The sequence below is a fragment of the Hymenobacter arizonensis genome, assembly GCF_900115775.1.
Lineage (GTDB): Bacteria > Bacteroidota > Bacteroidia > Cytophagales > Hymenobacteraceae > Hymenobacter > Hymenobacter arizonensis.
Genome location: NZ_FOXS01000001.1, coordinates 1,003,995 through 1,030,163, shown reverse-complemented (window position 1 = coordinate 1,030,163; position 26,169 = coordinate 1,003,995). Strand labels below are relative to the sequence as shown.

The window sequence follows — 26,169 nt, the reverse complement described above, 5'->3', positions numbered from 1 at the left end:
ATGCGACGGGTCTGCCAGTCGATGTAAAGAGCTAAAGGTTAATTGATAAAGGGCAAAAGACTGCCAAGCTCGGCGACGTACCGGGCCACATTGGCTTCCAAATGAGCACGGCGATATTGCATGAGGTAGCGCGGATGGTCGAGCACGATGATGCGGTCGAAAAGGCCCAACTCGTCGTTCAACCGCTTTAGGTAAGTGCCGTTGCGTTTTCCTAGGCTCACGGCTACGTCAGTGCGCAAGCCGAGCTCTGCTACCTGTAGCTTTAGGGAAAGCTGCATGTCGGGCCAAAGGGCTTTGGTGAGGGCTGTGGAGTCGTAATAGTTGTAGTTCAGCCCTTGCTTCAGCAAAACCAGGGGGTATATCGAACTCAGGTAGAAATGCTGGTAAAACATTTCCGGGCCGCCCAGCGCGGTCACTACGCGGTAAACGAACTGAGTCGACAGCTCGGGCCGCTGTCGGGGCAAGTCGTGCGGGATGCCACAGAACTCAGTGAGCGCAGCGGGGTCGGTGAAGGCCACGCCGGTGCGGCCCATACCCAGCCGGCCGGGGTTGATGCCCAGCAAGGTTACGCGAGGGGCGTTATCGGCGTAGAATTTTTTGCCAAACTGCTCGAATAGCTCCTGCACTGCTGGTTCGCGGAATGGGCTTAGCGCCTCCACTCCTTCGGGTAGGTTTGCGGGCAGGGGGAAGGTGGTGAGAAAGCGAAATAGCTGTTGGGCGAGGTCGGGCATCAATTTATAATAGCGACTGGGTGGATGAGGCTGTCGCGAAGCCGCAACCAACGGCAGCACAACAATAGCCACCGCACCTGGCCCCATACGCAGGTGGCGGAGCGGCGGACTAAAGGCTGCGGCCGTGCCGATGGTGTGAGATGAATAGACTCCGTCAAGTTAAAAACGGAACACAGCTTTCCATAGGGCTCAGATATTCCTAGTTCAACCAGCGTTCTGAGGTGCCCGACGCCGCCGGGCGACGACTTGTCTCCAGTGACCAAATGCCGCTTACTGAACAAGCCAGAACAGGCTCAACTTGCTAAAGTTTTTACAGTTGAGCTTGTGCTATGTGTCTCAAAATTAGGACGTAAGGGTTATTACTTAATTGCGTGCGGGTTAATACTCAAATCGGGCCAGAGCCAAAGCGATGAGTTGAAAGCCAGCGTAAGGGGAGGAGGTTATCTACCCTTTTAATCCCTTTCCACTTTTTATGAAAAACCAACTAACTGCTCCGCTGGCCGAAGCGGACGCACCCGCACGCTTGCTCACCAAACCGGTGGCACGGCGCTCGTTTTTGCGCTACACGGGCACTGGCCTCGCCCTTGGGGGCCTCATGCTGGCGGGGTGCGACAACGACGACCCCGAAATTGACCCCAACGCCAACCGCCTCGACGTGGGCTCGGGCGACACCGGCATCCTGAACTACGCCTACGCGCTGGAGCAGTTGGAAGCCGCCTTTTACACGCAGGTGGTGGCCGGCGGCGCGGGCTCATACTTCGCCACCGCTTCGGCGGCTGAAAAAGCCATTCTCACCGACCTGCGCGACCACGAAGTCATTCACCGTGAGTTTTTTAAGGCGGCTTTGGGTAGTGCAGCTATCAAGCAATTGGAGGTAGATTTTAGCAGCATCGATTTTAACTTGCGTGCCGCTGCTACGGGAGCTACCCGCATGGGCGTGCTCGACGCCGCCAAGGCATTTGAAGACTTGGGCGTAGCCGCCTACAACGGAGCAGGACGCTTCATCAGCAGCAACGACAACCTCGTGCTGGCCGGCAAAATCGTGTCGGTAGAAGCCCGGCACGCCGCCCTCATTCGGGAGTTGCTCACGCCTAACACGTTTGTGGCCGACGACGTGGTGGAAATCAGCGGTCCAAACGCGCGCGGCACCGAGCGTTCGAAGCGCCCGCAAGTCGTGCTCGAAACCGCCAATAATTTCCTGGCCGCCGGCTCTAAGCTCAGCGCAAACAGCTTCGTATAGGGCTGCCGCCGGTTTTTCTCCTAACTTCTACTCCCCGCTATATCATGGATTTTTTTCAATTAGTCGACGACATCGCCAAAGTCGACCCCGAAGTATACGACCGGTTCGATTCGCGCCGCGCGGCGTTCCGCAACTTTCTGGGCTTCGGCAAGAAAGTAACCGCCAGTGCCCTGCCCTTGGCCATGAGCACCTTATTTACCAAAGCCTACGGCCAAACCGCCACCTTGCCTCCGCTGGTGGTTGAAACCCTAAACTTGGCCCTGCAGCTGGAGTACCTCGAAAAGTATTTCTACCAAACGGTGCTGGCGTCGAACATCCTCAACGCTGAGCAAACCCGGGCGTTTGAGATTATTCTCAACGACGAAAACTTGCACATCAATACCCTGCGCGGGGCGCTAGGCACCGCCGCCATTGCCGACCCCACCCGCGCCGGCTTTGACTACACGGGTTCGCAGGGCGGCCGGCGGGCTGCGCTTTTCCCCTCACTGGGCAACACCTTCACCAACACGGGCGAATTCCTGCTGGTAGCCAAAAACTTTGTGGACACCGGCGTGCGGGCCTACAAAGGCGGCGCCCCCAACTTAAACACGAGCACCACCAAAGACCTGCTGGAAGTGGCCCTCAACATTCACTCGGTAGAGGCCCGGCACTCTTCGCGCATCCGCTCTTTTTTGCGCGGCGGCGTGCAAAGCGTGACGGCTCCCAAAAGCTGGATTACGCCCGATGAAACGACGGCCACGCCGCTGCCCAACAACGGCGTGCCCAACGCGCCGGCTTCGGTAGGCCCATACCTGGCGGGCAACCCCGCCACCGGCGCTACGCCATCAGCGGCTTTTCCGGCTGAAAACAACACCGCGCAAGGAGCGCCCAGTGTGAACGTGCAGGGCCTGACGCCCACGGGTGGCTCGGCCACGGCAGGTGCCGAAGCTTTTGACGAACCGCTGGATGCAGCTACAGTGAAGGCCATTGCCAAGAACTTCGCCGCCAACCCCGCGGCACTGTTTAACTAAGCTTAGCTGTGTTAGCCTGAAGAAGGGCAGCCCCGACCGGGCTGCCCTTTTTTTAGTGCCTATGGGAAGCCGCAGCGTCTCGCCAGCGTTTGGTAGCCATGGCTTTTGCGTAGCCGGCCCAGCCTGAGGCGTACTTTTACGGGCCCTTGCCTTGGCTCTTTGCCCCGTATGCAGTCCGTTTTGGCTTTCTTATTGTTGCCCTTTTCCTGGCTCTATGCGGCAGTGTTGGCTGTTCGCAACTGGCTTTATGACGTTGGGTGGAAGCGGTCCGAAGCCTTCGCTGTGCCGCTGCTCAACGTGGGAAACCTGCGGGTGGGCGGCACTGGCAAAACCCCGCACGTAGCCTGGTTGGTGGAAGAGCTGCTCCGCCAGGGGCAGCGGCCGGCCATATTGAGCAGGGGCTACGGCCGCAGCACCCGCGGCCCGCGGCTGGCTGGCCCCACCGATTCGGCCGCAACGGTGGGCGATGAGCCGTGGTACTACTTTCAGCAGTTTGCCACGCAGCTCGTGCCGGTGGCCGTGGCCGAGGCTCGCCGGCTGGGAGTGCAGCTGCTGCTGCAAGCTCACCCGGAAACCACCGTCGTTGTGCTCGATGATGCTTACCAGCACCGTGCCGTGCGCCCCGCGCTCAACGTGCTGCTCACGGAGCTAGCTCGGCCTTTTTACTCCGACCACGTGCTGCCGGCCGGCCGCTTGCGCGAAAGCCGCCACGGCGCGCACCGGGCCGATGTACTCATTGTCACCAAATGTCCGCCCGACTTGTCGGCCGCCTCCCAGGCCGAAGCAGCGCAGCGCATTCGGCGCTATAGCCGCTCCGCGGCGCCCATCCTTTTTTCCGCTTACGGCTACGGGCAGCCGCAGGCACTGCCGGCCGAGCCCGCTGCGGGGCCCGCCCAATTGGCCGCGGGCAGCTCGGGCAGGGGCACGCGCCTGCCAGCACTCCTGCTCACCGGCATTGCGCAGCCTGGCCCGCTGCAGGAGTACCTCGAAAGCCAGGGTTACGCCATTCAGCACCACGCCGTTTTTCCCGACCACCACAGCTTCCGGCCCGCCGATTTAGTAGCCTTGCGAGCGCATTGGCAGCCGGGCTGGCCTATTTTTACCACTGAAAAGGACGCAACCCGTTTGCTGGCCCCCGAACTGCGGGACGCCCGGGCGGGCTTGCCCTTCTATACCATTCCGGTGCGGGTGGCGTTTCTGGGCAATGGTAGCGCGGCTATGCAGCAGCTTCTGCCCAACTGGCCAGTACCAGAAAATTGATTTTTACATTGACTCAGCCGGGCTTTTTGTGCGCCACGGTTTATATACTACCCGTTTGAAGGCTCTGCAACGAGGATTTTTGATGGTTTGGCCGCGGCTCCGGGCTTTGGTCGGACTACTGGTGCTGGTTGGCTGGATGGCCGCACCCCGCGCCGCAGCTCAGGTGCTCGACGATTCTACCAAGGTGCTGTACGGTCCGAAAACCACGCGCATCATTTACGAAGCAGAAATACTGCGCGATTCAACCTCGGGCACGCCCCTCGATACCACGCTCACGCGCTGGCCACAGACGCGGTTCTGGTTTCACGACACCACGTTTCAGCAAGACTTAGGCGCGGTGGGCACGGCTTCGCGCCCCTTGCTTTATCGGCCCAACTTGCAGCTCGGAGCCCGGTTTGGGCGCAATGTGTTTGATAAGTACGCTCGCGACCCCACCACCGTGCCCTACTACGACACGCGGTCGCCGTACTCGTTTTTTCGGGTGCTGCAGTCCGGTGCGGGCGAGCAGGTTTTTGAGTTCAGCTACAGCCGGAGCCTGCGTAAAAACTTCAGCGTGGGCGTGGCTTACGAGCGAATTGCCTCCAATAAAATTCTGGGCCTAGGCTCGGGCTCCCCCCGTGGTGGCTTGGTTGAGCATTCCAACCTGTTATTTTCTAGCCGGTTTCAGACCGATAACGAGCGGTATCACCTGCTTTTCAACTTCACTAATGTACGCCACCGCGGCGTCGAGCAGGGAGGAATATGGCCGGTGCCGCCCGTGGGGACGGCCCCCGGCCAGGAAACCCCCAATGACTTGTTTACTTACGAGCGCGAGCGGGTTTACCTAAACAGTGCCGTGAACACTGAAGACCGCGACCAGGTGTATTTCACCCAAACTTACCGCCTACTGGGGCGTGGGCTCACCGTATACCACACCTTCGACGCCAAGCGCCAATACAACAATTACTCCGACTTGGGGCTGCAGCAACCCGGCGCGCTCGTTTTTTACTCAAAAACGCCGGCGTATAACGTAAACGCAAGTATCGACCGGGCCGAGTTTCGGCAGGTCGAAAACACAGTTGGAGTACTGGGGCGCACCGACGCCGTGGAGTACCGCCTGTACGCCCGCGACCGCAGCGCGAGCCTCACCTCCAAGCGGGCCGATTCCACAAGCGTAATTGGTAATCCAAATATCATCCTGACGGAGGCGGCCGAGCGGCGCAATTTCAACCAGGTGTTTTTTGGCGGCACCGCTGCTTTTAATTACCGTACTATTTACGCGGTAGAAACGGCTGGCGAAATTTTAGGGTACTCATTCATTGGGCGCTACACTGCTTTTCCGGAATATTGGTTGCGCGCATCCGTCCGCACTGGCCCGCTTTCGGGCGAGTTCTTGAATAGCTCGTATTCGCCCACGCTCACCCAGCAGCAGTTTGTGGGCAACCATTACGAATGGAACCACCTGCCCGGCAGTGACAGCGACTTTGAGAATACTAATACCACGCAACTCACCGGCCGCCTGCGCCTAAAGCTGCCCTCGCTGGGGCGCCTTACTCAGCAGCGGTTTGAGGGCAGTGTGAGCTGGGTGAACATCGATAATCTGGTGTATTACGGCACCGACGCCAAACCCGTGCAGGAGGCGGATGTTGCTCGTACCCTTTTTATTGTAAAAGCCCGGCACCAAGTCCGCTTTGGGCGGGTAAACTTCGACAACGAAGCTACTTACACCGAGGGCGGCGACGTAAACGGCATTCGCATTCCTGCGCTCGTAACGAATACGCGCGTGTTTTACGAGAGCTATATATTCCGCAAAGCGCTGTTTAGCCAGGTCGGCGCCGAAATGTATTACCAGTCCAGGTATCGGGCATTTAACTACAACCCCAGCACCCAGCAATTTTACCAGCAAGACAACTTCACCATTCGGAATTACCCGATAGTAGACGTGTTTTTCTCAGCCGATATAAAGGCAGTGACGGTGTACTTAAAAGTGGCCCACGTGAACCAGGGAATTATGTACGATGGGTATTTCACAACCCCTTATTACACCGGTTATCCGCGCCGTTTTGTATTAGGGCTGAAGTGGGATTTCTTTAATTAGAAAATAATAGATGAAAGAGAAAACCATCCTAAAATTAAAGCTGAATACCGACCCGCGCTGGGTAGATATTGCAGGGAAAAATATCGAAGATATTTTAGTTGACCACGCCTGGTGTGAGCAGAAAGCAGCAAGCACCGGCATCAGCATGATTATTCATTATCCGGAGAAAACCCGTCTCGTTGATGAGCTCACCGACTTGGTGGCCGAGGAGTGGAGCCACTTCGAAAGAGTGCTGCTAGAGCTGCGAAAACGCGGTTTTGAGCTGGGGCGGCCCCGTAAAGATGAGTACGTGGTGCAGCTGCTGGCTCACGTGCGCAAAGGCGGTGCCCGCGAGCGCCAGCTCATGGACCAGCTACTAGTTTCCGCCTTAATTGAGGCCCGCAGCTGCGAGCGTTTTAAATTGCTCTGGCAGAATATTGCCGACCAGGAGTTGAGTAAATTCTACTATGAATTAATGGTTTCGGAAGCCGCGCATTTTGTGAGCTATGTTGATTTAGCGAAAGAATATTGCGACCCCAAATTAGTAGATGAGCGGCTGCAGGAGTTGTTGAAAATCGAGGGCGAAATAATAATTAATTTGCCAGTTCGGGACGACCGAATCCATTGAGCGCAAAGGGTCGCTAAGTTAATAAAAACAAGTCTCGCTAAGTCCGATTCATAATTGACTTAGCGAGACTTCCTTTTTAAACTTAGCGGCACTTTGCGCGCTATTCGGCAGGCAGAATCGTTCCGCTCACTTCGCCAAAGCCAATTCGGATGCCTTCTTTTTCGGCGTAGCCGCGCATGGTCACCGTGTCGCCGTCGAGCAGGAATTTACGCTCGGAGCCATCGGCCAAGGGCACGGGGCGGGTGCCGCGCCAGGCCAGTTCCAGCATCGAGCCCAAAGAGTCGGGCGTAGTGCCGCTGATGGTACCGGACGCGTAGAGGTCGCCGGCTTCGAGGTTGCAGCCGTTGGAAGCGTGGTGGGTGAGCTGCTGGGCCATGCTCCAGTACATCAGCCCGAAATTGGAACGACTGATGGTGGTTTCGCTGCCCTCGAGGGGGGTAAGGGCTACCTGCAGGTTGATGTTGAAGTTGTGTTCGCCACTGTGGTCCAGGTAGGGCAGGGGCGTGGGCTCCTGCACGGGGCCCGCCATGCGGAAAGGCTCCAGAGCATCGAGCGTGACCACCCACGGGGCCATGCTGCTACCAAAATTTTTGCCGAGGAAGGGGCCCAGGGGCACGTATTCCCAGCTTTGCAGGTCGCGGGCACTCCAGTCGTTGAAGAGGCAGAGGCCGAAAATGTGGTCTTCGGCATCGGCAATGGGTACTGTACTGCCCAGGGCGGTGCCTGTGCCCACCACAAAAGCCATTTCCAGCTCAAAATCGAGTTGGCGGCTGGGTCCGAAAGTGGGCGCTGTCTCGTCGGGGGCCTTGCGCTGGCCGTTGGGGCGCTTGATGGGGGTGCCCGATACCACAATGCTGCTGGTGCGGCCGTGGTAGCCAATGGGCAGGTGACGCCAGTTGGGCAGCAAGGCATTGGCCGGGTCGCGAAACATGGTGCCCACGTTGGTGGCGTGCTCAATGCTGCTATAAAAATCGGTGTAGTTGCTGGGCTTCACGGGTCGGAGCATGCGCACTTCGGTTTGGCGCAAGAGGCAGCTGCGCACGGCTTCTTCGTTGTCGCGCAGCTCGGGGGCGTCGTGGCGCAGCAGCTCGCTCACGCGCTGGCGCACAGCGCGCCATGCGGGACGGCCTAGCCGCAGAAAAGCGTTGAGGGAGCGGCGGCGAAACACCTTGGGCTGGGCATCGCCCAACTCGGTTAAGTCCTCAAAAAAGCCGTACTGGCTGGCGGCATACAGGTCGAGCACGTAGCCCCCGATGGCCACGGCCAGGCGTGGGCCGCGCTCGTCGGTTTCGAATACTCCAAAGGGCAGGTTTTGGATGGGGAAGTCGTTGCCGGGCGGAATGTCAATCCAGGAGCGAAGGGAAGGCGAGTTGGGGGAGGTGGCCATGGGGCGTCGGGGTGGGGTGTGCGGGCAAAAGTAGGGCAATGGGCCGCTAGTGCGCTGTTCTGCTTTGTTTGGTGCCCGTTTTTTCTAACATTGCTGCCTCCACTATCACTGGATTTCGCATGATTCATCCCGATACCGAGCTGCGCTTTATCAGCCCCGAAATCGGCTTTGGGGTGGTCGCCACCAAGCTTATTCCCAAGGGCACCATCACCTGGGTTTTCGATTCGCTGGACCAGATTATTGCCCCGCAGAGTTTGGAAAAGATGCACCCGCTGCAAAAAGCATTTCTTAACAAGTATTGCTACCGCGACCACCGCGGCGACTACGTGCTCTGTGGCGACCACGCCCGTTTTGTGAACCACAGCTTTCGCTCAAGCTGCCTGAGCACTGCCTACGACTGCGAATTGGCCGTGCGCGACATTATGCCCGGCGAAGAGCTGACCGATGACTACGGCTACCTCAACCCCAGCGAACCCTTCGACTGCGCGCTCGAGCCGGGGTGTGCCCGCACTCAGGTGCTGCCCGACGATTTACCGAATTTCCATGCCGAGTGGGACGCGCAACTGGAGGAGGTTTTTCGGCATTTCAATAAGGTGCCCCAGCCCTTGCTCTGCCTGCTGCCCCCCGCGCACCGGGCCCGCATGCAGGCCGTAGCGGCTGGCTCGACCCCCATGGATTCTATTCTGAACTGTTACTACGACCCCGGGCAGGAACGGAAATAAGCAGCCCGGCGGCAGGCCCAATGACCGGAAAAGAGGGGAATTAGAAAGCGAATTGTGTAGAATCCTGAGAAGGACATAAAAAATTAATTTGCAATTTTTCAAGTTAAGAAAAAGTCTAAACAAGCTCTAACTACTGCGAACAATATCGATTGAAACGACATATCAATCCAGTTTTTGCCGTTGTCGCAGCTTCCGCTGAACGACTAGATTATTCTAGGTTTTGAATAAAATTCGGGCGTGTAATGAGCATTTCTCGAAAATGCGCTTTTACATTTGTCCCACAATTCCTTCCGACCAAAGGGTTGTTTTTATACAGAGGCGTGGAGAGACAGGCTCGACGAAACGCCGGCAACCAACGGGGCACCCGCCCCGAAACGGTGCCAAGTCCTGACCATATAAAAACAAAAGCCATGGACTTTTATCGTCCCCTCCCAAATTCATTGACCACCCCACTGACTGCCAGCCAGGGTTGTTGTTGTGCGCCGAGCGCTCCCGCCTGTATGCGGCGGGCCGGTCGGGGCTGTTGAGCTAGGTCAGCTTTTACTTTCCTTACCGGCCTTGTGACTGCCGCTGCTAAGTAGCAGCGGGGTCGCTCACGCTTGCCTTAGTCGTTTTGCGGCTGTGGGTCAGCGTGTTCGTGTCTGCCAAAAGGCGGACGCTGGTTATACTTCTCTTCCGGGTAAATCTGCGGTCTTGGGCCGGGCGCCGTTGTGCACAAACGGCAGGCCTGCCCGGCTGCGGATTGCTGCAATGGTCGCCTTCTACCTCGTGTGCAGGGGAAGCGGCTGAATGCCAGCGGCCCATCCATGCCTCCCTCATTCTTCTGGGCTCCGCCGCGCCGCCGCTAACCAGAGCGACTGGGTGCGTGGGCCCGCCACCCCCAACTTTCAAATCTGATGAAACCAACTACGCTTCGGCGGGTGCTCCTTTTCCTGTTGTGGGGAGGGGCCACCATCACCAGTTATGCCCAGTCGGAAAGCGGACCGCAAGTGAGCGGCACCGTGACCGACGCCTCCAGTCATACGCCTTTGCCGGGTGTGACCGTGATGGCCAAGGGTAGCAGCGCTGGCACCACTACCGACGCCAACGGCCAGTTCACACTGCCCGTGTCGGCGGGCTCCGCACTCATTTTCAGCTACGTGGGCTACGCCAAAAAGGAAGTGCAGGCCGGCAGCACGCCGCTTGCCATCGACCTCGCCCCCGATTTGCAGCAGCTTTCCGAAGTGGTGGTGACGGGCTACAGCGAGCAAAACCGCAAAACGCTCACCAGCGCCATCAGCTCGGTGAAGGGCGACGCGCTGAAGGACATTCCGGCCGCCAGCCCCGACCAGCTCTTGCAGGGCAAGGCCCCCGGCGTGCAGGTATCGGCCAACTCGGGCGTGCCGGGTGGCGGCATCTTCATCCGCATCCGGGGCAGCAACTCCGTGAATGCCAGCAACGATCCGCTTTACGTGGTCGATGGGGTGTTCATCAACAACACCAACCTCATTGCCACCGGGCTAGGCAACCAGGTATCGGCCAACCCGCTGGCCGACTTAAACCCACAGGATATTGAGAGCATTGAGATTCTGAAGGATGCCAACGCCACGGCCATCTATGGCTCGCGGGGCGCCAACGGCGTGGTGCTCATCACGACCAAGCGCGGTAAAGCCGGCGACAAAACCAGCATCACCTTTAATACCTATCACGCGCTGTCGAAGGCGGCGAAGCAGTACAACCTGGTGACCGGCCCGGAGCTGGCCGCCCTGGAAAATGAGCGGTTTTTGAACGATGGCGGCAACCCTGCTCAGCTGCCTTTCCGGTCCGCTGCCGCGGGTGGCCGCGGCCTACCGGAAGAACAGCAGACCTACGACCGTCTCAGCGACGTTTTCCGCACGGCCCAAACGCACAGCTACGAGCTGTCGGCGGCCGGGGGCTCGGCCAAAACGCAGTTTTACATCGGGGCGGGGTATTTCAGCCAGGAATCCATCGCCCGGCCCAGTGCCTTCAACCGCTTTAGCCTGCGTGTGAACCTGGATAATTCGGTGACCGACAAGCTGCGCATCGGCACCAGCACGGCGCTGGCCCGCACCCACCGCAATGTGAGCAGCAACGACAACAACCCCGTGGGCGTCATTAACTCGGCCCTGTTTCCGCGCACCAACCTGCCGATTTATAACCCTGATGGCAGCTACGCCAAATACGGTTCGTTTGATAACCACTTGGCCCTCATTAATAACCTAAACAACGATGCCGTGGGCACGCGCGTCATCTCCAACGTGTACGGGCAGTATGCGCTTCTGAAAAACCTGACCCTGCGCAGCAGCTGGAGCATCGACTTCAACGACATGTATGAGAACAACTTCAACAACACCCTGATACTGGCCGGGCAGCCCCGGGGCACGGCCTCCTCGTTCCTGTCGCGCGACATTACCCTACTCAATGAGCAGACGCTGAACTACAACGTCAACTTCGGCGAAAACCACTCGCTGCAAGCCCTGGTGGGAAATACGCTGCAGCAAAACACCTTTCAGCGGACCAGCCTAGCGGGCCAGCAATTTCCTGGTAATGACCTGACCACCATAGCGTCGGCCGCTACCCAAACGGGTTCTTCGTCGCGCTCGCAGGCCGGGCTGGTGTCGTTTTTCGGCAAAGCCACTTACTCCTTCAAGGAACGCTACACCGCCGATGTGAGCGTGCGGGCCGATGCTTCGTCGCGCTTTGGGGCCGATAACCGCTGGGGCTACTTCCCGGCCGTGGGCCTGGGCTGGCGCCTCGGCGAAGAAAGCTTTGTTCAGGACTTAAATATTTTCCAGGAGCTAAAGCTGCGCGGCAGTATCGGCCGCACGGGCAATCAGGCTGGCATCAGTGACTTCGCATCCTTGGGCCTGGTGCAGGGCGGGGCCAACTACCTCGACCTGCCGGGCACCGCCCCGCTGCAGCTAGCCAACCCGAACCTGAGTTGGGAATCGACCCAGCAGTGGAACGTGGGCCTCGACGCGGCCGTGCTGCAGAACCACTTGGTGCTAGAGCTTAATTATTACGATAAGTACACCTCGGGCCTGCTGCTGAACGTGCCGGTGCCGCGCAAAACCGGCTTCTCCTCGGTGGTAGAAAACTTCGGCGCCGTGAGTAACAAAGGCATAGAGGTGCAGCTCACGGCCAACTGGCTGCCCAAAACCACGGCCGTGCAGTGGAGCACCAGCTTCAACGTGGCCCGCAACGTGAACAAGATTGAAAAGCTGGCGGCCCCCATCACCACGGGTTCGCGCGATATTTTCCGCTTGGAAGAAGGCGCCCCGCTCTACTCGTTCTGGCTGTATAAGCAGACCGGCGTGAGCCGCGAAAACGGCGACGCCCAGTACGAAGACGTGAACGGCGACGGCCGCATCACCGTGGCCGACCGCAAGCTGGTGGGCAATGCCTGGCCCAACTATTTCGGGGGCGTAACCAACTCGGTTAATTACAAAGGCCTGGATTTTGGCTTCACGCTCAACTTCGAGCAGGGGGCAAAAATCATGAACATGAACCGCTTTTTCCTGGTGCACGGCGGCACGCAAAGCAATATTGGCTACCTGAGCGAGCAGCTGCAGCGCTGGCAGAAGCCCGGTGATGTCACCGACATCCCGCGCCTGACCTCGGTGGCATCGAGCAATAACTACGGCGGCGTGGTGCAGAACCTGAGCGACCGGTACCTGGAAGATGGCTCTTTCCTGCGCGTGCGCACCCTCACGCTCGGCTACAGCCTGCCCAAGGAAACCATAGCCAGCGTGCACCTAAGCTCACTGCGCGTGTACGTGCAGGCCGCCAACCTCTTCACCTTCACGCCCTACTCGGGCCTCGACCCGGAAGTGAACTCTCAAAGCGGCGTGAGCAACACTAAAAACTTCGACTGGGCCACCGTGCCCCAGCCGCGCACCGTGCAGGTGGGCGTCACCGTCGGACTTTAATCCCAGCAATCAAGATGAAACAGACCATCACCCGCCTGCTTTTCGCCTCGCACCTAGCTGCGGCTTCCCTCAGCCTCACGTCCTGCGACAACCTGCTGGAGCCCACGCCCGCCCAGCAGCTCCCGGCCGATAAAGCAATAACCGACGCCGGCAGCGCCCGCGCCGCCGCCATTGGCGCCTACGACCAAGTGCAGGCCTACTACCGCCTCAATTGGCCCGTGCTCGGCTTCCTGCCCGGCGAAAACGTACGATTCAACGGCACGCTGAACCAGTTTTTGCAGATTGACCAAAACCAGCTTAGCGCCGACAATGTGCTCATCACCGAAGCCTGGACGCAGATGTACCAGGCCGTGAACAGCGCCAATAACCTGATTGCGGCCCTGCCCGGTATCAGCGACCCGCTGCTGCCCGCCGCCGAGAAAAACCAGCTCCTGGGCGAAGTCCATTTCCTGCGGGCCCTGGTTTACTTCGACCTCGGCCGCGGCTGGGGAGGCGTGCCCTTGGTGCTCACACCCACCCGCACCAAGGAAAACGGGCAGGGCCTCCGCCGCAGCACCCTCGCCCAAACCTATGACCAGGTGCTGGCCGACCTCACCCAGGCCGAAACCTTGCTGCCCGATGGCGCCACCCGCAACCGCGCCGTGAAAGCCACGGCCCGCGCCCTGCGTGCCCGCCTGCACCTCTACCGCCAGCAGTGGGCCCCCGCCGAAACCTATGCCACGCAGGTGATTGCCAGCAGCAACTACCGGCTGGTTACGCCCTACCGCGCTTTCTCCACAGCGCCCTTCCTCAGCCAGGAATCGGTGTTTGAGCTCTCCTTCAGCAACTCCGACGCCAACACCATGTGGAACAACTGGTTTCCCAGCGCGTTGGGCGGGCAGTTCAACTTCCAGCCCGTGCCCGCGGCCATAGCGCAGCTGAACGACCCCGCCGTGGGCGGCACCCGCTCGGCCCTGCTGGCCTCCACGGTAATTGCCGGCGCCAACGTAACATACGGCAACCTCTACAGCCGCTCGGCCCAACGCGACGACCCCAGCTACGTGCTGCGCCTAGCTGAGCAATACCTAATCCGCGCCGAGGCCCGCGCCCGCCTGGGTAAACTGACCGACGCCATCGCCGACCTGAACGCGGTGCGCGCCCGGGCCGGCCTGTCCCCAACCGCTGCTACTACCGCCGACCAGCTGCTGCTGGCCATTGAGAACGAGCGAAAAATCGAGTTTGCCTTCGAATCCGACCGCTGGTTCGACCTCGTGCGCAGTGGGCGCGCCGGCGAAGTGCTCGGTGTCACGGACCAGCGCCGCTGGCTGTTCCCCATTCCTTTTAATGACCTGGTTGCGGACCGCGACTTGGAGCAGAACCCGGGGTATTAAAATGGTTTTGCTCACACACGGGAACCTCACCCCCTGACCCCTGCCGGGCACGGCCCCTCTCCCAAAAAGAGGGGGCACCTGACGAAGTGCGGGCGTGGACTCAGCGAGTCCGCGCCCGCACGAACCTAACTACGCGGGACTCGGAGAGTCCACGCTACAACAAGCGCAGAACCGGTGCCCCTCTTTTTGGGAGAGGGGCCGTGCCCGGCAGGGGTCAGGGGGTGAGGTTCCCTAGGCTGACTCCCCTCAATAAAATCAAAAAACCAACTCCCCATGTTCAAAACGCATCACTCAGTCGCTCTCTTAGCCTTAGGCCTTAGCCTAAGCACGCCGGCTGTGGCCCAAACCAACTACTATTTCCCCACAGCCCAAGCCAACAGCTTCGATAGCAAAGTGCCCACTCCGGAGCAATTTCTAGGGTACCCCATCGGCTCGCACTACACCCGCACCGACCAAATAGTAGCCTACCTGCGCGAACTGGACCGCGTGTCGGACCGCGTGAGCCTGCGGGTGCTCGGCACCACGTTTGAGCAGCGGCCCCAGGTGGTGGCCACCATCACCACACCCCAGAACCAGCAGAACCTGGCGGGGCTGCAGCAGGCCCGCCGCGCGCTGGTCGACCCCAAGCTGGCGGCGCCCGACTACCGCAAGCTGCCCGTGGTGGTGAGTTTGAATTTTGGGGTGCACGGCAATGAAAGCTCTTCATCAGAAGCGGCCCTCTTGTTGGCTTATTACCTCACCGCCTCTACCAGCCCTGAAACCCAGCAGTGGCTGGAGCAATCCGTCATCACCATCGACCCGCTGGAAAACCCCGACGGCCGGGACCGCGCCTCGCACTGGTTCGACCAAAACAAGTCGTGGCCTAACGTAACGGACCCGCTCGACCGGGAGCACACCGAGGCCTGGCCCGGTGGCCGCACCAACCACTTCTACACCGACCTCAACCGCGACTGGCTGCCCCTCACGCAGCCCGAAAGCCGCGCGCGCATGGCTTTCTTCCACGAGTGGTACCCCAACGTGATGATAGACTTTCACGAAATGGGCACCAACGGCACCTATTACTTCGAGCCCTCCAAACCATTAAGCACCGAAAACGACCTCATTCCGCGGGCTACCTACGAGGTGCTAAACGTGCACCTAGCCAAGTACTTCGCCAAAGCCCTCGACAACTTGGGCTCCCTGTACTGGACCAAGGAGCAGTTCGACAATCTTTCGCCCATTTACGGCTCGACTTATCCGGATTTTCAGGGCGGCGTGGGCGTGACTTTCGAAGTAGGCAGCTCGCGCGGTCTGGCCCAGGAAGGCACCAACGGCGTGGTGACTTTTCCCTTCACCATTCGCAACCACGTGGCCACGGGCCTGGCTACCGTGCGCGGGGCCGTAGAGGAAAAAGAGCTTTATCTACGCCATCAGCGCGATTTCTTCTCCTCGGCTTTGACCGATGCGCGGAAGTTTGCGACTAAAGCCTACGTCTTCGGCAACGCTCAGGATGAAACGCTGACCAACAAGTTTTTGGAGCTGCTGCTGCAGCACAAGATTCAGGTGCACGAGCTGGGCCAGAACGTAACCCTCGACAAGCAACGCTTTGAGAAGGGCAAGGCCTACGTGGTGCCCACCAATCAGCCACAGTACCGCATAGTGAACTCGCTGTTTGAAGAGCTGACTACCTTTCACGACAGCGTGTTTTACGACGTCACGGGCTGGAGTCAGGCCCACGCCTATGGCTTGGCGGTATCAAAGCAAAAGAATGCCAGCCTGGTGCAGGGCGCGGCGGTTCAGGCTCCCAAAACGCTGGCCGGCACCGTGCGCGGTGGCCAAAGCAGCTATGCCTACCTCTTGCCCTGGTCCGACTTCAACGCTCCCCGCGCCCTTACCGCGCTACAGCGGGCCGGCCTCGTGGCGAAAGTCAGCTTTAAGCCCTTCAGCGCGGGCACTGCCGAGAGCCGCACCGACTTTGGTTATGGCACGCTGGTAATTCCGGTGGCCACTCAGCAACTCCCAGCCGACTCAGTATTTCAAATTGTAAGCCGCGTGAGCCGCCAAAATCAGGTTGCGTTTACCAGCGTGGGCACGGGCTTCAGCCTAAGTGGCATCGATTTGGGCTCTAACAACGTGCGCACCGTGCCCGAAACCAAAGCCGCAATCTTAGTAGGACAAGGCACCAATGCTTCGGAAGTCGGTGAGGCTTGGTTTGTGACCAGCCAGCAGCTTGGGTTGCCTCTGAGCCGGATTGAGGTTGGCAACTTTGGGCGGGCGTCTTTGGGCCGCTACACCAGCATTGTGCTGGTTGGAGGCAACTACGCTTCCCTGGACAAAGCCGCCGTGGACAAGCTGCGCCGCTGGGTGCAGGAGGGCGGCACGCTCATCACCCTGAAAAACGCCTCCGAATGGGCCGTTAAGCAGGGCATCGTAAAAGAGAAGCTGCTAACCCCGGCCAATGCCGGTTGGGCCGATACCACCGCTACTGCCAAAGGCAAGCCCGCCGCCCCGCGCCGGGCCGACTTCGTGGCACAAGAGCAGGAGGGAACCCGCGCCATTGCCGGCTCCATCTACCTGGCTGATATTGACATCACCAACCCCATCGGCTTCGGGCTCACAAGCCGGCGCCTCTACGTGTTCCGCAACGGCACCACATTTCTGAAGCCCAGCCGCAACCCCTACGCCACCGTGGTGCAATACAACGCCAAGCCCTTAGTTAGCGGCTATGTCTCGCAGGCAAACCTGCGGCAAATCAGCAACTCCGCCGCGGTCGTAGTTAGCAAGGCCGGAGCCGGCCGTGTAGTGCTCTTTGCCGATGACCCCAACTTCCGACACTACTGGCACGGTACTTCCCGCCTGTTCACCAATGCCTTGCTGCTGGGCTCGTTGGTGAATTTGCCCGAAGGACCTGCTGCAATTTCAGCTGAAGAAGAGTAGTTGGTAGGTTAGTAGTAAATCTAATAGTCTGTCATGCTGAGCCTGCGAAGCACCTTATCACCGCTGAACAAGTCGTTAAGGCGTAATAAGGTGCTTCGCAGGCTCAGCATGACAGACAATAGGGAGTGAACCATTCCATCCCCGCCTTAAAAAAAAATGTCCCCGCCACAAGCGTCCTCCTATAGGAGAAGACGCTTGTGGCGGGGACATTTATCGTGAAGCTATGCTACTACCTAGCTTCTACCGCTGTAATCTCGGGCACGGCTTTCTTCACCGTGTCTTCCAAGCCGGCCCGGGTCATGGTCGACATGGGGCAGGCACCGCAGGCGCCTTGCCATTCCAGCTGAAGCACGCCTTCGGGCGTGATGTTGGCTACGCGCACGTTGCCGCCATCGGTGGCCAGGTAGGGGCGCAGGGTGTCCAGCGCCGCCTCAACGCGAGGCATGAGCGGATGGTCGAAAACAGGGGCGGAGGTTGACGTTTCCACAGACATTATGGATTCATTTGCACGACGGCCGTTTTGGGGGCCACGTTGTTTCGAATACTAACTTGACGGGCCACTGCCTCGGCCAGGTCAGAGAAAAGGCGGCCGACTACCGACTCGGGGTCCAGCACAGCAGGCTGACCTTGGTCACCGTTTTCGCGGATGCTCTGTACCAGCGGCAACTGGCCCAGCAGCGGCACATCGTGCTGGGTAGCTAAACGCTGGCCGCCATTTTCTCCAAAAATAAAGTATTTATTGTCGGGGAGCTCGGCCGGCGTAAACCAGGCCATGTTTTCAACAATGCCCAGCACAGGTACGTTGATTTGGGGCTGGCGGAACATTTGCAGGCCTTTCTGGGCATCGGCCAGCGCCACTTTCTGCGGCGTAGTCACGATAACAGCCCCGGTCACCGGCACGGTTTGAACCAGCGTGAGATGAATGTCGGAAGTACCGGGCGGCAAGTCGAGCAGCAGGTAGTCCAGCTCGCCCCAGTCGACTTCGGTAATGAATTGCTTCAGCGCCGACGAGGCCATAGGACCGCGCCACACAATGGCCGATTCGGCCGGGGCCAGAAAGCCAATGCTCATCAGCTTCACACCATATTTCTCGATGGGCCGGATGAGGTTTTTACCATTTGGGCCCTGAAAGACGTGCGGAGCTTCGTTCTCAACACCAAACATGACGGGCATACTCGGGCCCGAGATGTCGGCATCTACCAAGCCCACCTTGGCACCGGTGGCCGCTAGTGCTACCGCCAAGTTGGACGTAACCGTGCTTTTGCCCACACCGCCCTTGCCCGAAGCAATGGCGATGATATTTTTTACGCCGGGCAGCAGGTCGCCGCGGTTGTTGCGCAGGGTGGTCACACGCGAAGTCATGGTAATTACCACGTTCGCATTCTTGTCCACCATGGTGTGAATGGCGCGCTCGCAGGCATCGTGAATCAGCTGCTTCAGCGGGCAGGCAGGCGTGGTGAGAACTACTGTAAACGCGACGGTCAGGCCGTCAATCTCAATGTTCTCAATCATATTGAGCGTCACGAGGTCCTGGCCCAGGTCGGGCTCTTCCACGTAGCTCAGGGCTTTGAGAACGGCTTCTTTGGTTATGGTCATGTTGCAAGCAGCGCGCCCGGAAATGGCGCAGTGCAAAGATAACCCCGGAAGCGTTGGCCGGGTTCGGCTAGCGTTGATATTGCTTTTTTATGAACTCATCTAAATAATTGCAATAAATCCAGTTTTGCACCCCATCTTTACCCTGTCATTGTAGTCATCAATTCTTATAACATTTGCGTTTTATCTCTACTCTTTTTTTACTCCTTCCTTATATGCAGCACGTTGACAAAAATCCTAGCATAAGCCACGAAGAACTGAGCTGTCTTATTGATATGTTTGCGGAGGAGGAACAATTAGTCATATTCGAGCTTGTGGTGCCCGTAGGGGCCAAAGTTCCGGCTCCGCGCCAGCACGTGGAAATGGCCAAGCTGGTCGTTTCTCAGACTTCTATAACAAGCACCGTACCCACCAAAGCCGCTGCACCGCTTCGGGTTAATAACACAGCTATGGGGGCAGCGTGGTGCGTCACCGCCACACTAACTGCCCCCCAATCGGCCCGCCAGCGCTAGGGCTGCAGGGTTTTATAGCTAGGTTGCATTATTTCAGGTATTGCATCTGACGCGAGGCTAATAAACCGGTCGGCACGCTGAGTTCGCCAGTGTGCGGGTCGATTAGCCCGTTGCGCTCGTCTTCGATGTTAGTGGCCTGGGTGTACACATCGCCGGCAATGGGGCGGCTGCGCAGTTCCTGCTTGAATGCGCGGATACTGTTCGTGCGGGATTCTGCGTCTTGCGGTCCCCCGTAATCGGGGAAGCCGAAGCCGCCCCATTCGCTAACCACCAGGGGCACTTGGCGCCGGTAGAAGAACGGGTCGCCTACCACGAGCGGAAACGCGGCTGTGCCGTCCATTTCGCCGCCTACCAGGCGGTCGAGCAGCTCTTGCCAGCGGGTGAGGTCCGGCGTGTAGAGGTGGGCCGTTAGCAAGTCCGACTTCATCCGGCCCCGGGAGGAAATATGGTGCCAGCCATCATTGTCTACCACCAGAAATTGCGGATACGAAATCTGCATAAAGTGGTACATGTCAATGATGTACTGCCGGGTTTCCGGATTGGTGGCAATGTCCTGAGCGCCCCAGTCTTCGTTATACAAGCTCCAGATGATAATGGAAGGGTGGGTTTCGCTCAGGGTTACGAGCCGTAGTAACTCGGCGCGGTGGTTTTCGCGGCTGCGGGGCGTGGAGCTGTGCGGACTGGGCACTTCCACCCACAGCAGCAGGCCCAGCTCGTCGGCCAGGTTATAGATGCGCGGGTCGACCCCCGCAATGTGCACGCGCACCAGGTTGCAACCCAGCGCCTTCATGGCGTGCATGTGGCGCTGCATCTCCTCAAACGTAGCCTGGCCGGGCTGGTACAGAATGCCGTCGAGGTAAACCGCCTCGTTGTTCAGGTACACGTAGCGCCCACGGGATTCAATCTTGCGCAGGCCAAATAGGGTCTCAATCTGCGCTTCGTAGCCGTCGCTGTCGATGAGCTGGGCAACCAGCCGGTAGCGGTGCGGGGCTTCCGGCGACCACAGCTCGGCGCTGGGTACCTCCAGCACCAAGCGCTGCTGCCATTGCCCGGGCTCCAGGTACAACGGGAAGTCAGAAGTTGCCAGCGGAGCTGTCCGGTCAGGAGTTTGCGGGTCGTATACCTGCAGGCGAATAGTGTAGTGGCCCGGGTCGTGAATGCGCAGCGTCATATTGAAGCGCACCAGCTGGTCTTCTACAATACTGACGACGCCCACACGCGAGCGCAGGCGATTGCGCTCTACCACTTCCAGCCACACGCTGCGCACGGCCCCGGTGTAGGTTTGGTACCAAATGCCGCCGCGCTTGTACACGTGCGATTCCTGCTTGCCACGGGGCGTTTCGGCATCCATGGTGTCGGCAATGCGCACGGTGAGACGGTTTACCAAGTGCAGGTTGCTTTCGTCCAGCTCGTAGGTAAATGAGGTGTATTCGCCGAAATGCACGTCTTCGCCCTCAATGGTTTTGAGTTGCTGCCCATTCAGCCACACCCGGGTTTCGTAGCCACAGGCCCCAAACGTGAGCTGCATCATGGAACGGGCCTGGGGCTCATCCAACTCGGGCAGGTTGAATTCCCGCTCGTACCACACCACTACTTGGTCGTGCCAGGCGGCGGTGCCTTGCTGGCCGCGGGCCTGGGCGAGGTGCTCTTCCACCGAGCCAGGCCACTGGGCCGTGTGCTCGTAATTGTGGCCCATCGCCCATTCTTCACTTAGTCCTACATCAGCATCGTCGTGGGCAAAACGCCAGGTGCCATCCAGCAGCACGTGGTTGTTCATGCGCAGCACCGCTCGGGGCAGGGGGTTAGCAACAGGCTCTTCTGTCTGGACCTCTTCGGTGAGAATAGCGGTGGATGAGTAGTTGGATGAATGCAGGTCTTCCATGCGGAGCGAGGGAGGGTGAAAGAGGCAGATTTGCTTTGAACGTTTCAAAGCTCGGCTTGAAAGTATCTAACGGTCAGAAGGCCTGGAATGATGCAGCAAGCCCAAATTGTGCCCCGATTAAATCCCTCTTTCGCAAAAAAAAACAGCCGCTCCTTTCCGTCGCGGCTGCTTAATTATCCCGGTGAGCCGGCTAGGGTTGATAAGCCATGGCCAACCCCGCGCCACCCCCCGCCACGTAAGTTGGCACGAGCAGCATTTTTTGCGCTACACGCTGGGGCATTAGTTTCGTAAGGGCGGGGTAGATGTGCCAAACCGTTTCGGCCGACAAAAACCCAACGGCCGCCCCGGCCAGCACATCGGTGGCCCAGTGCTTATTGCCGAGCACGCGCATGGTGCCGGTGGCGGCGGCCACGGCGTAGCCGCTCACGCTTAGCCACGGGTACTGGCGCCCGTACTGCTCATGCAGCAGCGTGGCCGTCAGAAATGCCTGGGAGGTGTGCGACGACGGGAACGAAGTCAGGTCGCGGGCATTGTTGGGCCGGGCTTCGGCCGTAATGCGCTTCATATTGCTCACCACGGTGCCGTCCAGCTCATGGGCGAGCAAGTAGATGATGGTGAAGCCAGCCGCGGTGCGCGTGCCCTTGTGGCCGGTAGCCATCATGGCATAAGCAGCCGCGAGGGGGGCATGGCGGGTATAGTCATCCAGCCCCCTGGCGTTAAATTTGGGGAATAGCTTTAGCGTGTTACTCTGCATGTCCTGTTTGGCTTGGCAAAGACTGGCGCTGTACACGGGGCTGTGGGCTAAAATGCCCACGCCCAGCGCAACCGATGGTACCACTATCCGCAATGCCGCCGACCGAACATGCTGCTTATGGGCAATAATTTTTAAAGAATCGGCTGTCGAGAGTGGTATATATACCTGCGCCTTAGCTGGTTGTACAAATGAGATGAAAACACAACAAAAAACTAACAAGAATAAAACGTTGCGCATATGCATAAATTATAACCAGGCCATGATTGCGGCCATGAAAGTTATGCATTTGTTGGAAACAATTCAGCATTAACGAGTGATTATTGCAAAATAAATAATATTGCTACGCAAAGCGGCCTCAACCCATGATTAGCACAAATCATGGGTTGAGGCCGCTTTGCGTTAGCTCACTAAATGGAAATTCCTACAGTGGTGCGAGGCGCTCGCACCGAGATTGAATTACTTCCAAAATCATTTTATTGAAGTCGTCAAGCATGAAATCAGCCCACAGTTTGCTGTAGCCATTCAGGTTGGTAGTGACCCGATAGGTGCAGGTGAGGGTGACCAAGCTGCGCTCGGCGGCCAGTTCCTGAATTCCGTAGCTGCCCCGAACCACATCGAAATACTGCCCGCCTACGAGTACGTGTTCGTCGAGGGTGCGCGGGGGAATTGAGTGCGGATTTACTTTGATGTCGTAGGCAAACCCTTGCCCGGGGTTCCAGGCGGTTATGTGTTCTTGAAAGTAGAGGCCTTTCTCCCAGCGAATGTGGCGGATGCCGCCCACTCCGGCGCTATCCAAGCGGCCGTCCAAGGGCCTGGGAACGCCAATGAGATGCACAAAATGGGGTTTAATCTCGCGGGGCTGAATGTGGCGCACGCTCTGAATGTTTTGCCACACCACAGCGCGCGAAGCAACAATTTCCTGCGTTGTAGTCACCGTATAAAATTGGTCGGTGGCGGAAGCTTGTTCCTCCACCAAGCCGGCCATGAACGGTAGCAGGAAAATCAGCGAAACGTAGAGGGGCTTATTAGGAACATCGCGCTGACTGACACGGCGCGAGAAAAACGCGCCCAGGCTACCCAATATTACAAATGGACCAAAAATGACAACCAAGCATATCAGGCCCTCAAAGCCGGAAATGAAGCTTATGGTGAACAAGGTAAAGGTCATCAGCCACGGTGCCACCAGGTGCCACAGGTAGTTGCTGAGCTGCTCGCGGCTGGAATACAACGCCGGAATAGCGCCAAGCACCACCGGAAGCACAAAAATGTAAGCAATTGAAACTGCCCGATGTGAACTGCTTGCAACAGCCATGGCGCAGAGGCCATAAAGCACTCCCGCGACTAGGCCAATAAGCAAAGTGCGGAGGCGGGAAGGGGTCGTAAACCAGTTGGTGGGCACGAAAAGAGCGAGCTAAGAATAGGCCGGCTAAGGTAAGACCCGCCGGGACCCTTAGGTTTTCTGCTTCTTCTTCTTAGCTGCCGGAAACAGAATGTTGTTCAAAATCAGTCGGTAGCCCGGGGAGTTGGGGTGGAGCGCCAAGTCGGTGGGGTCTTCCCCAACCAAATGCTGGTAATCTTCGGGGTCGTGGCCGCCGTAGAAAGTCCAGGTGCCCTTGCCGAGGGTGCCGTGAATGTAGCGCGCCTCCCCTGTTTGCTTGGTGTCGCCCATCACCACCACATCGGACTTGATGAGGCGCTTACGAAACGCCGTGGTTTGGCCCATAAACCCGTGGATGGTTTTCTCGTGGTTTTGGCACAGCATGGTGGGAACCGGGTCGTACTTAGCGGAGAAGGTGAACAGCGAGAAGTAGTCGTTTTGCTCCCCTAAGCCGCGCTCGCCGGGCTGCATATCGATGTTTGAGTATTCGTACTCAAAAGGGTTGCGCACCAGTTGAAAGTTTTCGAAGGCTAGGCTGCGGTTGAAGTTGAGTTTGGATTGGGCCGCGGGGTCGGCGGGGTCGCCGTCGTACATGCTTTCAACCATGTCGACGCCCAAGCCGGCCAAGGCGATGTCGTAGCTGTCGGTAGCCGAGCACATGGCAAACATGAAGCCGCCGCCCGCAATGAACTCCTGCATCTTCACGGTCACGGAGCCTTTCATCTGGCTCACCTTGGCAAAGCCGTTGCGCTTCGCGGTGGCTTCGGCATCGCGCTGCTGCTGCTGGTACCAGGGGTAGTTGCGGTAAGAGGAATAAAACTTGCCGTACTGGCCCGTGAAATCTTCGTGGTGCAAGTGCAGCCAGTCGTATTTGGGGAGCTGGCCGGCCAGCACTTCGTCGTCATAAATCTGCGTGTAGGGAATTTCGGCGTAGGCCAGCACCATAGTCACGGCATCGTCCCAGGGCTGTTTGCCCTTGGGGGTGTACACCGCAATTTTGGGCACTTTCTCCAGCTTCATCACGTCCATGTTGGCGTTGGGGTCGGCTATTTCCTGAAGAATGCTGGTATACTGGGCCTCGCTGATTACCTGAAAGGTGACCCCACGTACGGCGAGCTCATTTTCGGCCCCGGCGGTAGACTCGAACGCGAATGCACCGCCCCGGTAGTTTAGCAGCCAGTCGACGGGTACTTCGCGCTGGAGCAACCAAAAAGCAACCCCGTAAGCTTTTAAACACTCTTTTTGGGTGTTATCCATAGGGATGAACACGTGGTTGGCACGGACGGCCAAAGGTGCCGCCACCCCGGTCACGGCCACTAGCAGAGAGAAGAGAAGACGCTTGAGCAACATGATTTTTGAGAGAAAGAAACGCATAAACCCAACGGGGTTGCGGCGCCGGTGGTTCAAGTTAAGCCCCGGTCGCCGAACTTTGAAACCGGTGGCGCGAAGCTTTGGCTTCGCGTTTGGCCCCAATTATCACTTCAACGGCCGTTCAACGCCGCGAAGCCATGGCTTCGCACCACTTTCCAACCCATGAGCCCTTTCGAAAACGTCCGCGAAGCGTTCCGTTCCATTCGCGCCAATTTGCTGCGCACCATCCTCACGGCGCTTATCCTGAGTATCGGCTTGTTTGCCTTGGTGGGCATTCTGACCGGCATCGATGCCATGAAAAACTCCCTTTCCGAGACCTTTGCCAGCCTCGGGGCCAACTCCTTCGACATCCGCGCCAAGGGCTACAGCAACAGGGGGCGGCGCGGAGGCGTGCAGGCCAAGCAGTACGCGCCCGTTAACTATCTGGAGGCTAAGCAATATAAAAAGGCCATGGGCGATGATGCTCAGGTAGGCGTTTCCGCCTTCATCGCGGGAGCCGTGGAGATGAAAGCCAACGGCACCAAAACCAACCCCAACATGCAGGTGGTGGCCGGTGATGAAAACTACCTCAAGATTCAGGGGTACAACCTGGCCAGCGGCCGCAGTTTTTCGCAGGCCGAGCTCACCAACGGCGCCAACGTTATGATAGTAGGCGAGGAGATTCGCCTGAAGCTTTTTCCCAAGCAAAGCCCGGTTGGCCAATACGTGTCGGCCTTAGGGCGGCGCTTCCAAATAATTGGCCTACTCGAAAAAAGCGGGAGCAGCATGGGTGGCGGCGGCGCCGACCGCCTGGCTCTGCTGCCGCTCGAAACCGGCAACCAAATGCCCCGGCAGCGCGCCCTCACCTACGACATCAAGACCGCAACCGACGAGCAAGGCACCCTCAACTTCTTAATAGGCCAAGCCACCGGTGTGATGCGGGCCGTGCGACACGACAAACTGGGCCAGGAAGACAGCTTCGTGGTGGAGAGCAGCGAGTCGCTGGCTTCTGACCTCGACGCAATTTCGGGCAAGGTGAAAGTTGGCGGCAGTATTATGGCGTTTATCACGCTGCTGGGCGCCAGCATCGCCCTCATGAACATCATGCTGGTTTCGGTGACGGAGCGCACCCGTGAAATTGGTATCCGTAAGGCACTGGGGGCTACGGCCGTTCAGATTCGGCAGCAGTTTCTCATCGAGGCCATCGTAATCTGCTTGTTGGGTGGCACGTTGGGCATCGTGCTCGGTGTGCTCGGCGGCAACGGCGTGGCCAAGTTCGTGGGCTCCGGCTCGTTCTTGGTGCCGTGGGTGTGGATGATTGCAGGCCTAATTATCTGCGTGGGAGTAGGGCTGGCATCGGGCTATTACCCCGCCAGCAAAGCTGCTGCGTTGGACCCAATTGATTCGTTACGGTACGAGTAACAAAACCCCTTCTATAACGGGCCCCGGCG

The 26,169-nt window shown here is 58.6% G+C and carries 19 protein-coding genes and 1 riboswitch; of the genes, 11 read left to right on the top strand and 8 right to left on the bottom strand.

The features are described 5' to 3' along the window. Window positions 1-38: 38 nt before the first annotated feature. Window positions 39-731 carry a uracil-DNA glycosylase family protein gene (locus BMZ66_RS04315; protein WP_092669305.1) on the bottom strand — a complete coding sequence of 231 codons (693 nt, stop codon included), beginning with the start codon at window positions 729-731 and terminating at the stop codon, window positions 39-41. A gap of 472 nt (window positions 732-1,203) precedes the next feature. On the opposite strand from BMZ66_RS04315, the gene BMZ66_RS04310 reads away from it, so the two are divergent. From BMZ66_RS04310 to BMZ66_RS04290, 5 genes are all read left to right on the top strand, one after another. Further along, window positions 1,204-1,971, top strand: a complete 768-nt coding sequence (locus tag BMZ66_RS04310) for a ferritin-like domain-containing protein (RefSeq protein WP_092669304.1) — start codon at window positions 1,204-1,206, stop codon at window positions 1,969-1,971. Between the two features lie 44 nt (window positions 1,972-2,015). Beyond that, window positions 2,016-2,981 (top strand): ferritin-like domain-containing protein, encoded by a 966-nt coding sequence (locus tag BMZ66_RS04305; RefSeq protein WP_092669303.1) that lies wholly within the window; start codon window positions 2,016-2,018, stop codon window positions 2,979-2,981. A 168-nt stretch (window positions 2,982-3,149) separates the two neighbouring features. Further along, complete coding sequence (lpxK, locus tag BMZ66_RS04300; RefSeq protein ID WP_092669290.1) at window positions 3,150-4,241, top strand: tetraacyldisaccharide 4'-kinase; 1,092 nt, start codon at window positions 3,150-3,152, stop codon at window positions 4,239-4,241. Between the two features lie 82 nt (window positions 4,242-4,323). Beyond that, entirely contained in the window at window positions 4,324-6,318 is a 1,995-nt protein-coding gene (locus BMZ66_RS04295; RefSeq protein WP_234794999.1) for a putative porin, read from the top strand. Between the two features lie 10 nt (window positions 6,319-6,328). Further along, window positions 6,329-6,925: a MiaE family protein gene (locus BMZ66_RS04290; RefSeq protein ID WP_092669288.1), complete on the top strand. Its 597-nt coding sequence runs from the start codon at window positions 6,329-6,331 to the stop codon at window positions 6,923-6,925. A 100-nt stretch (window positions 6,926-7,025) separates the two neighbouring features. On the opposite strand, the gene fahA is transcribed toward BMZ66_RS04290, so the two are convergent. Continuing rightward, window positions 7,026-8,312: a fumarylacetoacetase gene (fahA, locus tag BMZ66_RS04285; protein ID WP_092669287.1), complete on the bottom strand. Its 1,287-nt coding sequence runs from the start codon at window positions 8,310-8,312 to the stop codon at window positions 7,026-7,028. Between the two features lie 119 nt (window positions 8,313-8,431). Between fahA and BMZ66_RS04280 the strand changes: the two genes are divergently transcribed. The 4 genes from BMZ66_RS04280 to BMZ66_RS04265 all read left to right on the top strand — a co-directional run bounded on the left by BMZ66_RS04280 (window position 8,432) and on the right by BMZ66_RS04265 (window position 17,249). Continuing rightward, window positions 8,432-9,034 carry an SET domain-containing protein gene (locus BMZ66_RS04280; protein WP_092669286.1) on the top strand — a complete coding sequence of 201 codons (603 nt, stop codon included), beginning with the start codon at window positions 8,432-8,434 and terminating at the stop codon, window positions 9,032-9,034. 305 nt (window positions 9,035-9,339) lie between these two features. Next, a riboswitch (SAM riboswitch) is annotated at window positions 9,340-9,436 on the top strand. A gap of 494 nt (window positions 9,437-9,930) precedes the next feature. Beyond that, window positions 9,931-12,963 carry a SusC/RagA family TonB-linked outer membrane protein gene (locus BMZ66_RS04275; protein ID WP_092669285.1) on the top strand — a complete coding sequence of 1,011 codons (3,033 nt, stop codon included), beginning with the start codon at window positions 9,931-9,933 and terminating at the stop codon, window positions 12,961-12,963. Between the two features lie 14 nt (window positions 12,964-12,977). After that, window positions 12,978-14,333: a RagB/SusD family nutrient uptake outer membrane protein gene (locus BMZ66_RS04270; protein WP_092669284.1), complete on the top strand. Its 1,356-nt coding sequence runs from the start codon at window positions 12,978-12,980 to the stop codon at window positions 14,331-14,333. Window positions 14,334-14,606: 273 nt separating this feature from the next. After that, the gene (locus BMZ66_RS04265) at window positions 14,607-17,249 is read left to right on the top strand and encodes a M14 family zinc carboxypeptidase (RefSeq protein ID WP_092669283.1); all 2,643 of its coding nucleotides are present in this window, start codon (window positions 14,607-14,609) and stop codon (window positions 17,247-17,249) included. 229 nt (window positions 17,250-17,478) lie between these two features. Here BMZ66_RS04265 and BMZ66_RS04260 read toward each other — a convergent pair whose 3' ends face one another. Together BMZ66_RS04260 and BMZ66_RS04255 are read right to left on the bottom strand one after the other, a co-directional pair. After that, window positions 17,479-17,694 carry a NifU family protein gene (locus BMZ66_RS04260; protein WP_369407581.1) on the bottom strand — a complete coding sequence of 72 codons (216 nt, stop codon included), beginning with the start codon at window positions 17,692-17,694 and terminating at the stop codon, window positions 17,479-17,481. Window positions 17,695-17,741: 47 nt separating this feature from the next. After that, window positions 17,742-18,845, bottom strand: a complete 1,104-nt coding sequence (locus BMZ66_RS04255) for an Mrp/NBP35 family ATP-binding protein (protein WP_092669280.1) — start codon at window positions 18,843-18,845, stop codon at window positions 17,742-17,744. 212 nt (window positions 18,846-19,057) lie between these two features. On the opposite strand from BMZ66_RS04255, the gene BMZ66_RS04250 reads away from it, so the two are divergent. After that, window positions 19,058-19,354, top strand: a complete 297-nt coding sequence (locus tag BMZ66_RS04250; protein ID WP_092669279.1) for a hypothetical protein — start codon at window positions 19,058-19,060, stop codon at window positions 19,352-19,354. Between the two features lie 28 nt (window positions 19,355-19,382). Here BMZ66_RS04250 and BMZ66_RS04245 read toward each other — a convergent pair whose 3' ends face one another. The 4 genes from BMZ66_RS04245 to BMZ66_RS04230 all read right to left on the bottom strand — a co-directional run bounded on the left by BMZ66_RS04245 (window position 19,383) and on the right by BMZ66_RS04230 (window position 24,742). Continuing rightward, window positions 19,383-21,236, bottom strand: a complete 1,854-nt coding sequence (locus tag BMZ66_RS04245) for a glycoside hydrolase family 2 protein (RefSeq protein WP_092669278.1) — start codon at window positions 21,234-21,236, stop codon at window positions 19,383-19,385. 190 nt (window positions 21,237-21,426) lie between these two features. Next, window positions 21,427-21,990: a phosphatase PAP2 family protein gene (locus BMZ66_RS04240; protein ID WP_214606947.1), complete on the bottom strand. Its 564-nt coding sequence runs from the start codon at window positions 21,988-21,990 to the stop codon at window positions 21,427-21,429. A gap of 421 nt (window positions 21,991-22,411) precedes the next feature. Next, window positions 22,412-23,242, bottom strand: coding sequence for an SRPBCC family protein (locus BMZ66_RS04235; RefSeq protein ID WP_143080050.1), 831 nt, complete (start codon window positions 23,240-23,242; stop codon window positions 22,412-22,414). 198 nt (window positions 23,243-23,440) lie between these two features. Further along, window positions 23,441-24,742, bottom strand: a complete 1,302-nt coding sequence (locus BMZ66_RS04230; protein ID WP_234794968.1) for an asparagine synthetase B — start codon at window positions 24,740-24,742, stop codon at window positions 23,441-23,443. A 159-nt stretch (window positions 24,743-24,901) separates the two neighbouring features. On the opposite strand from BMZ66_RS04230, the gene BMZ66_RS04225 reads away from it, so the two are divergent. Continuing rightward, window positions 24,902-26,140: an ABC transporter permease gene (locus BMZ66_RS04225; RefSeq protein ID WP_092669274.1), complete on the top strand. Its 1,239-nt coding sequence runs from the start codon at window positions 24,902-24,904 to the stop codon at window positions 26,138-26,140. Window positions 26,141-26,169 lie beyond the last annotated feature (29 nt).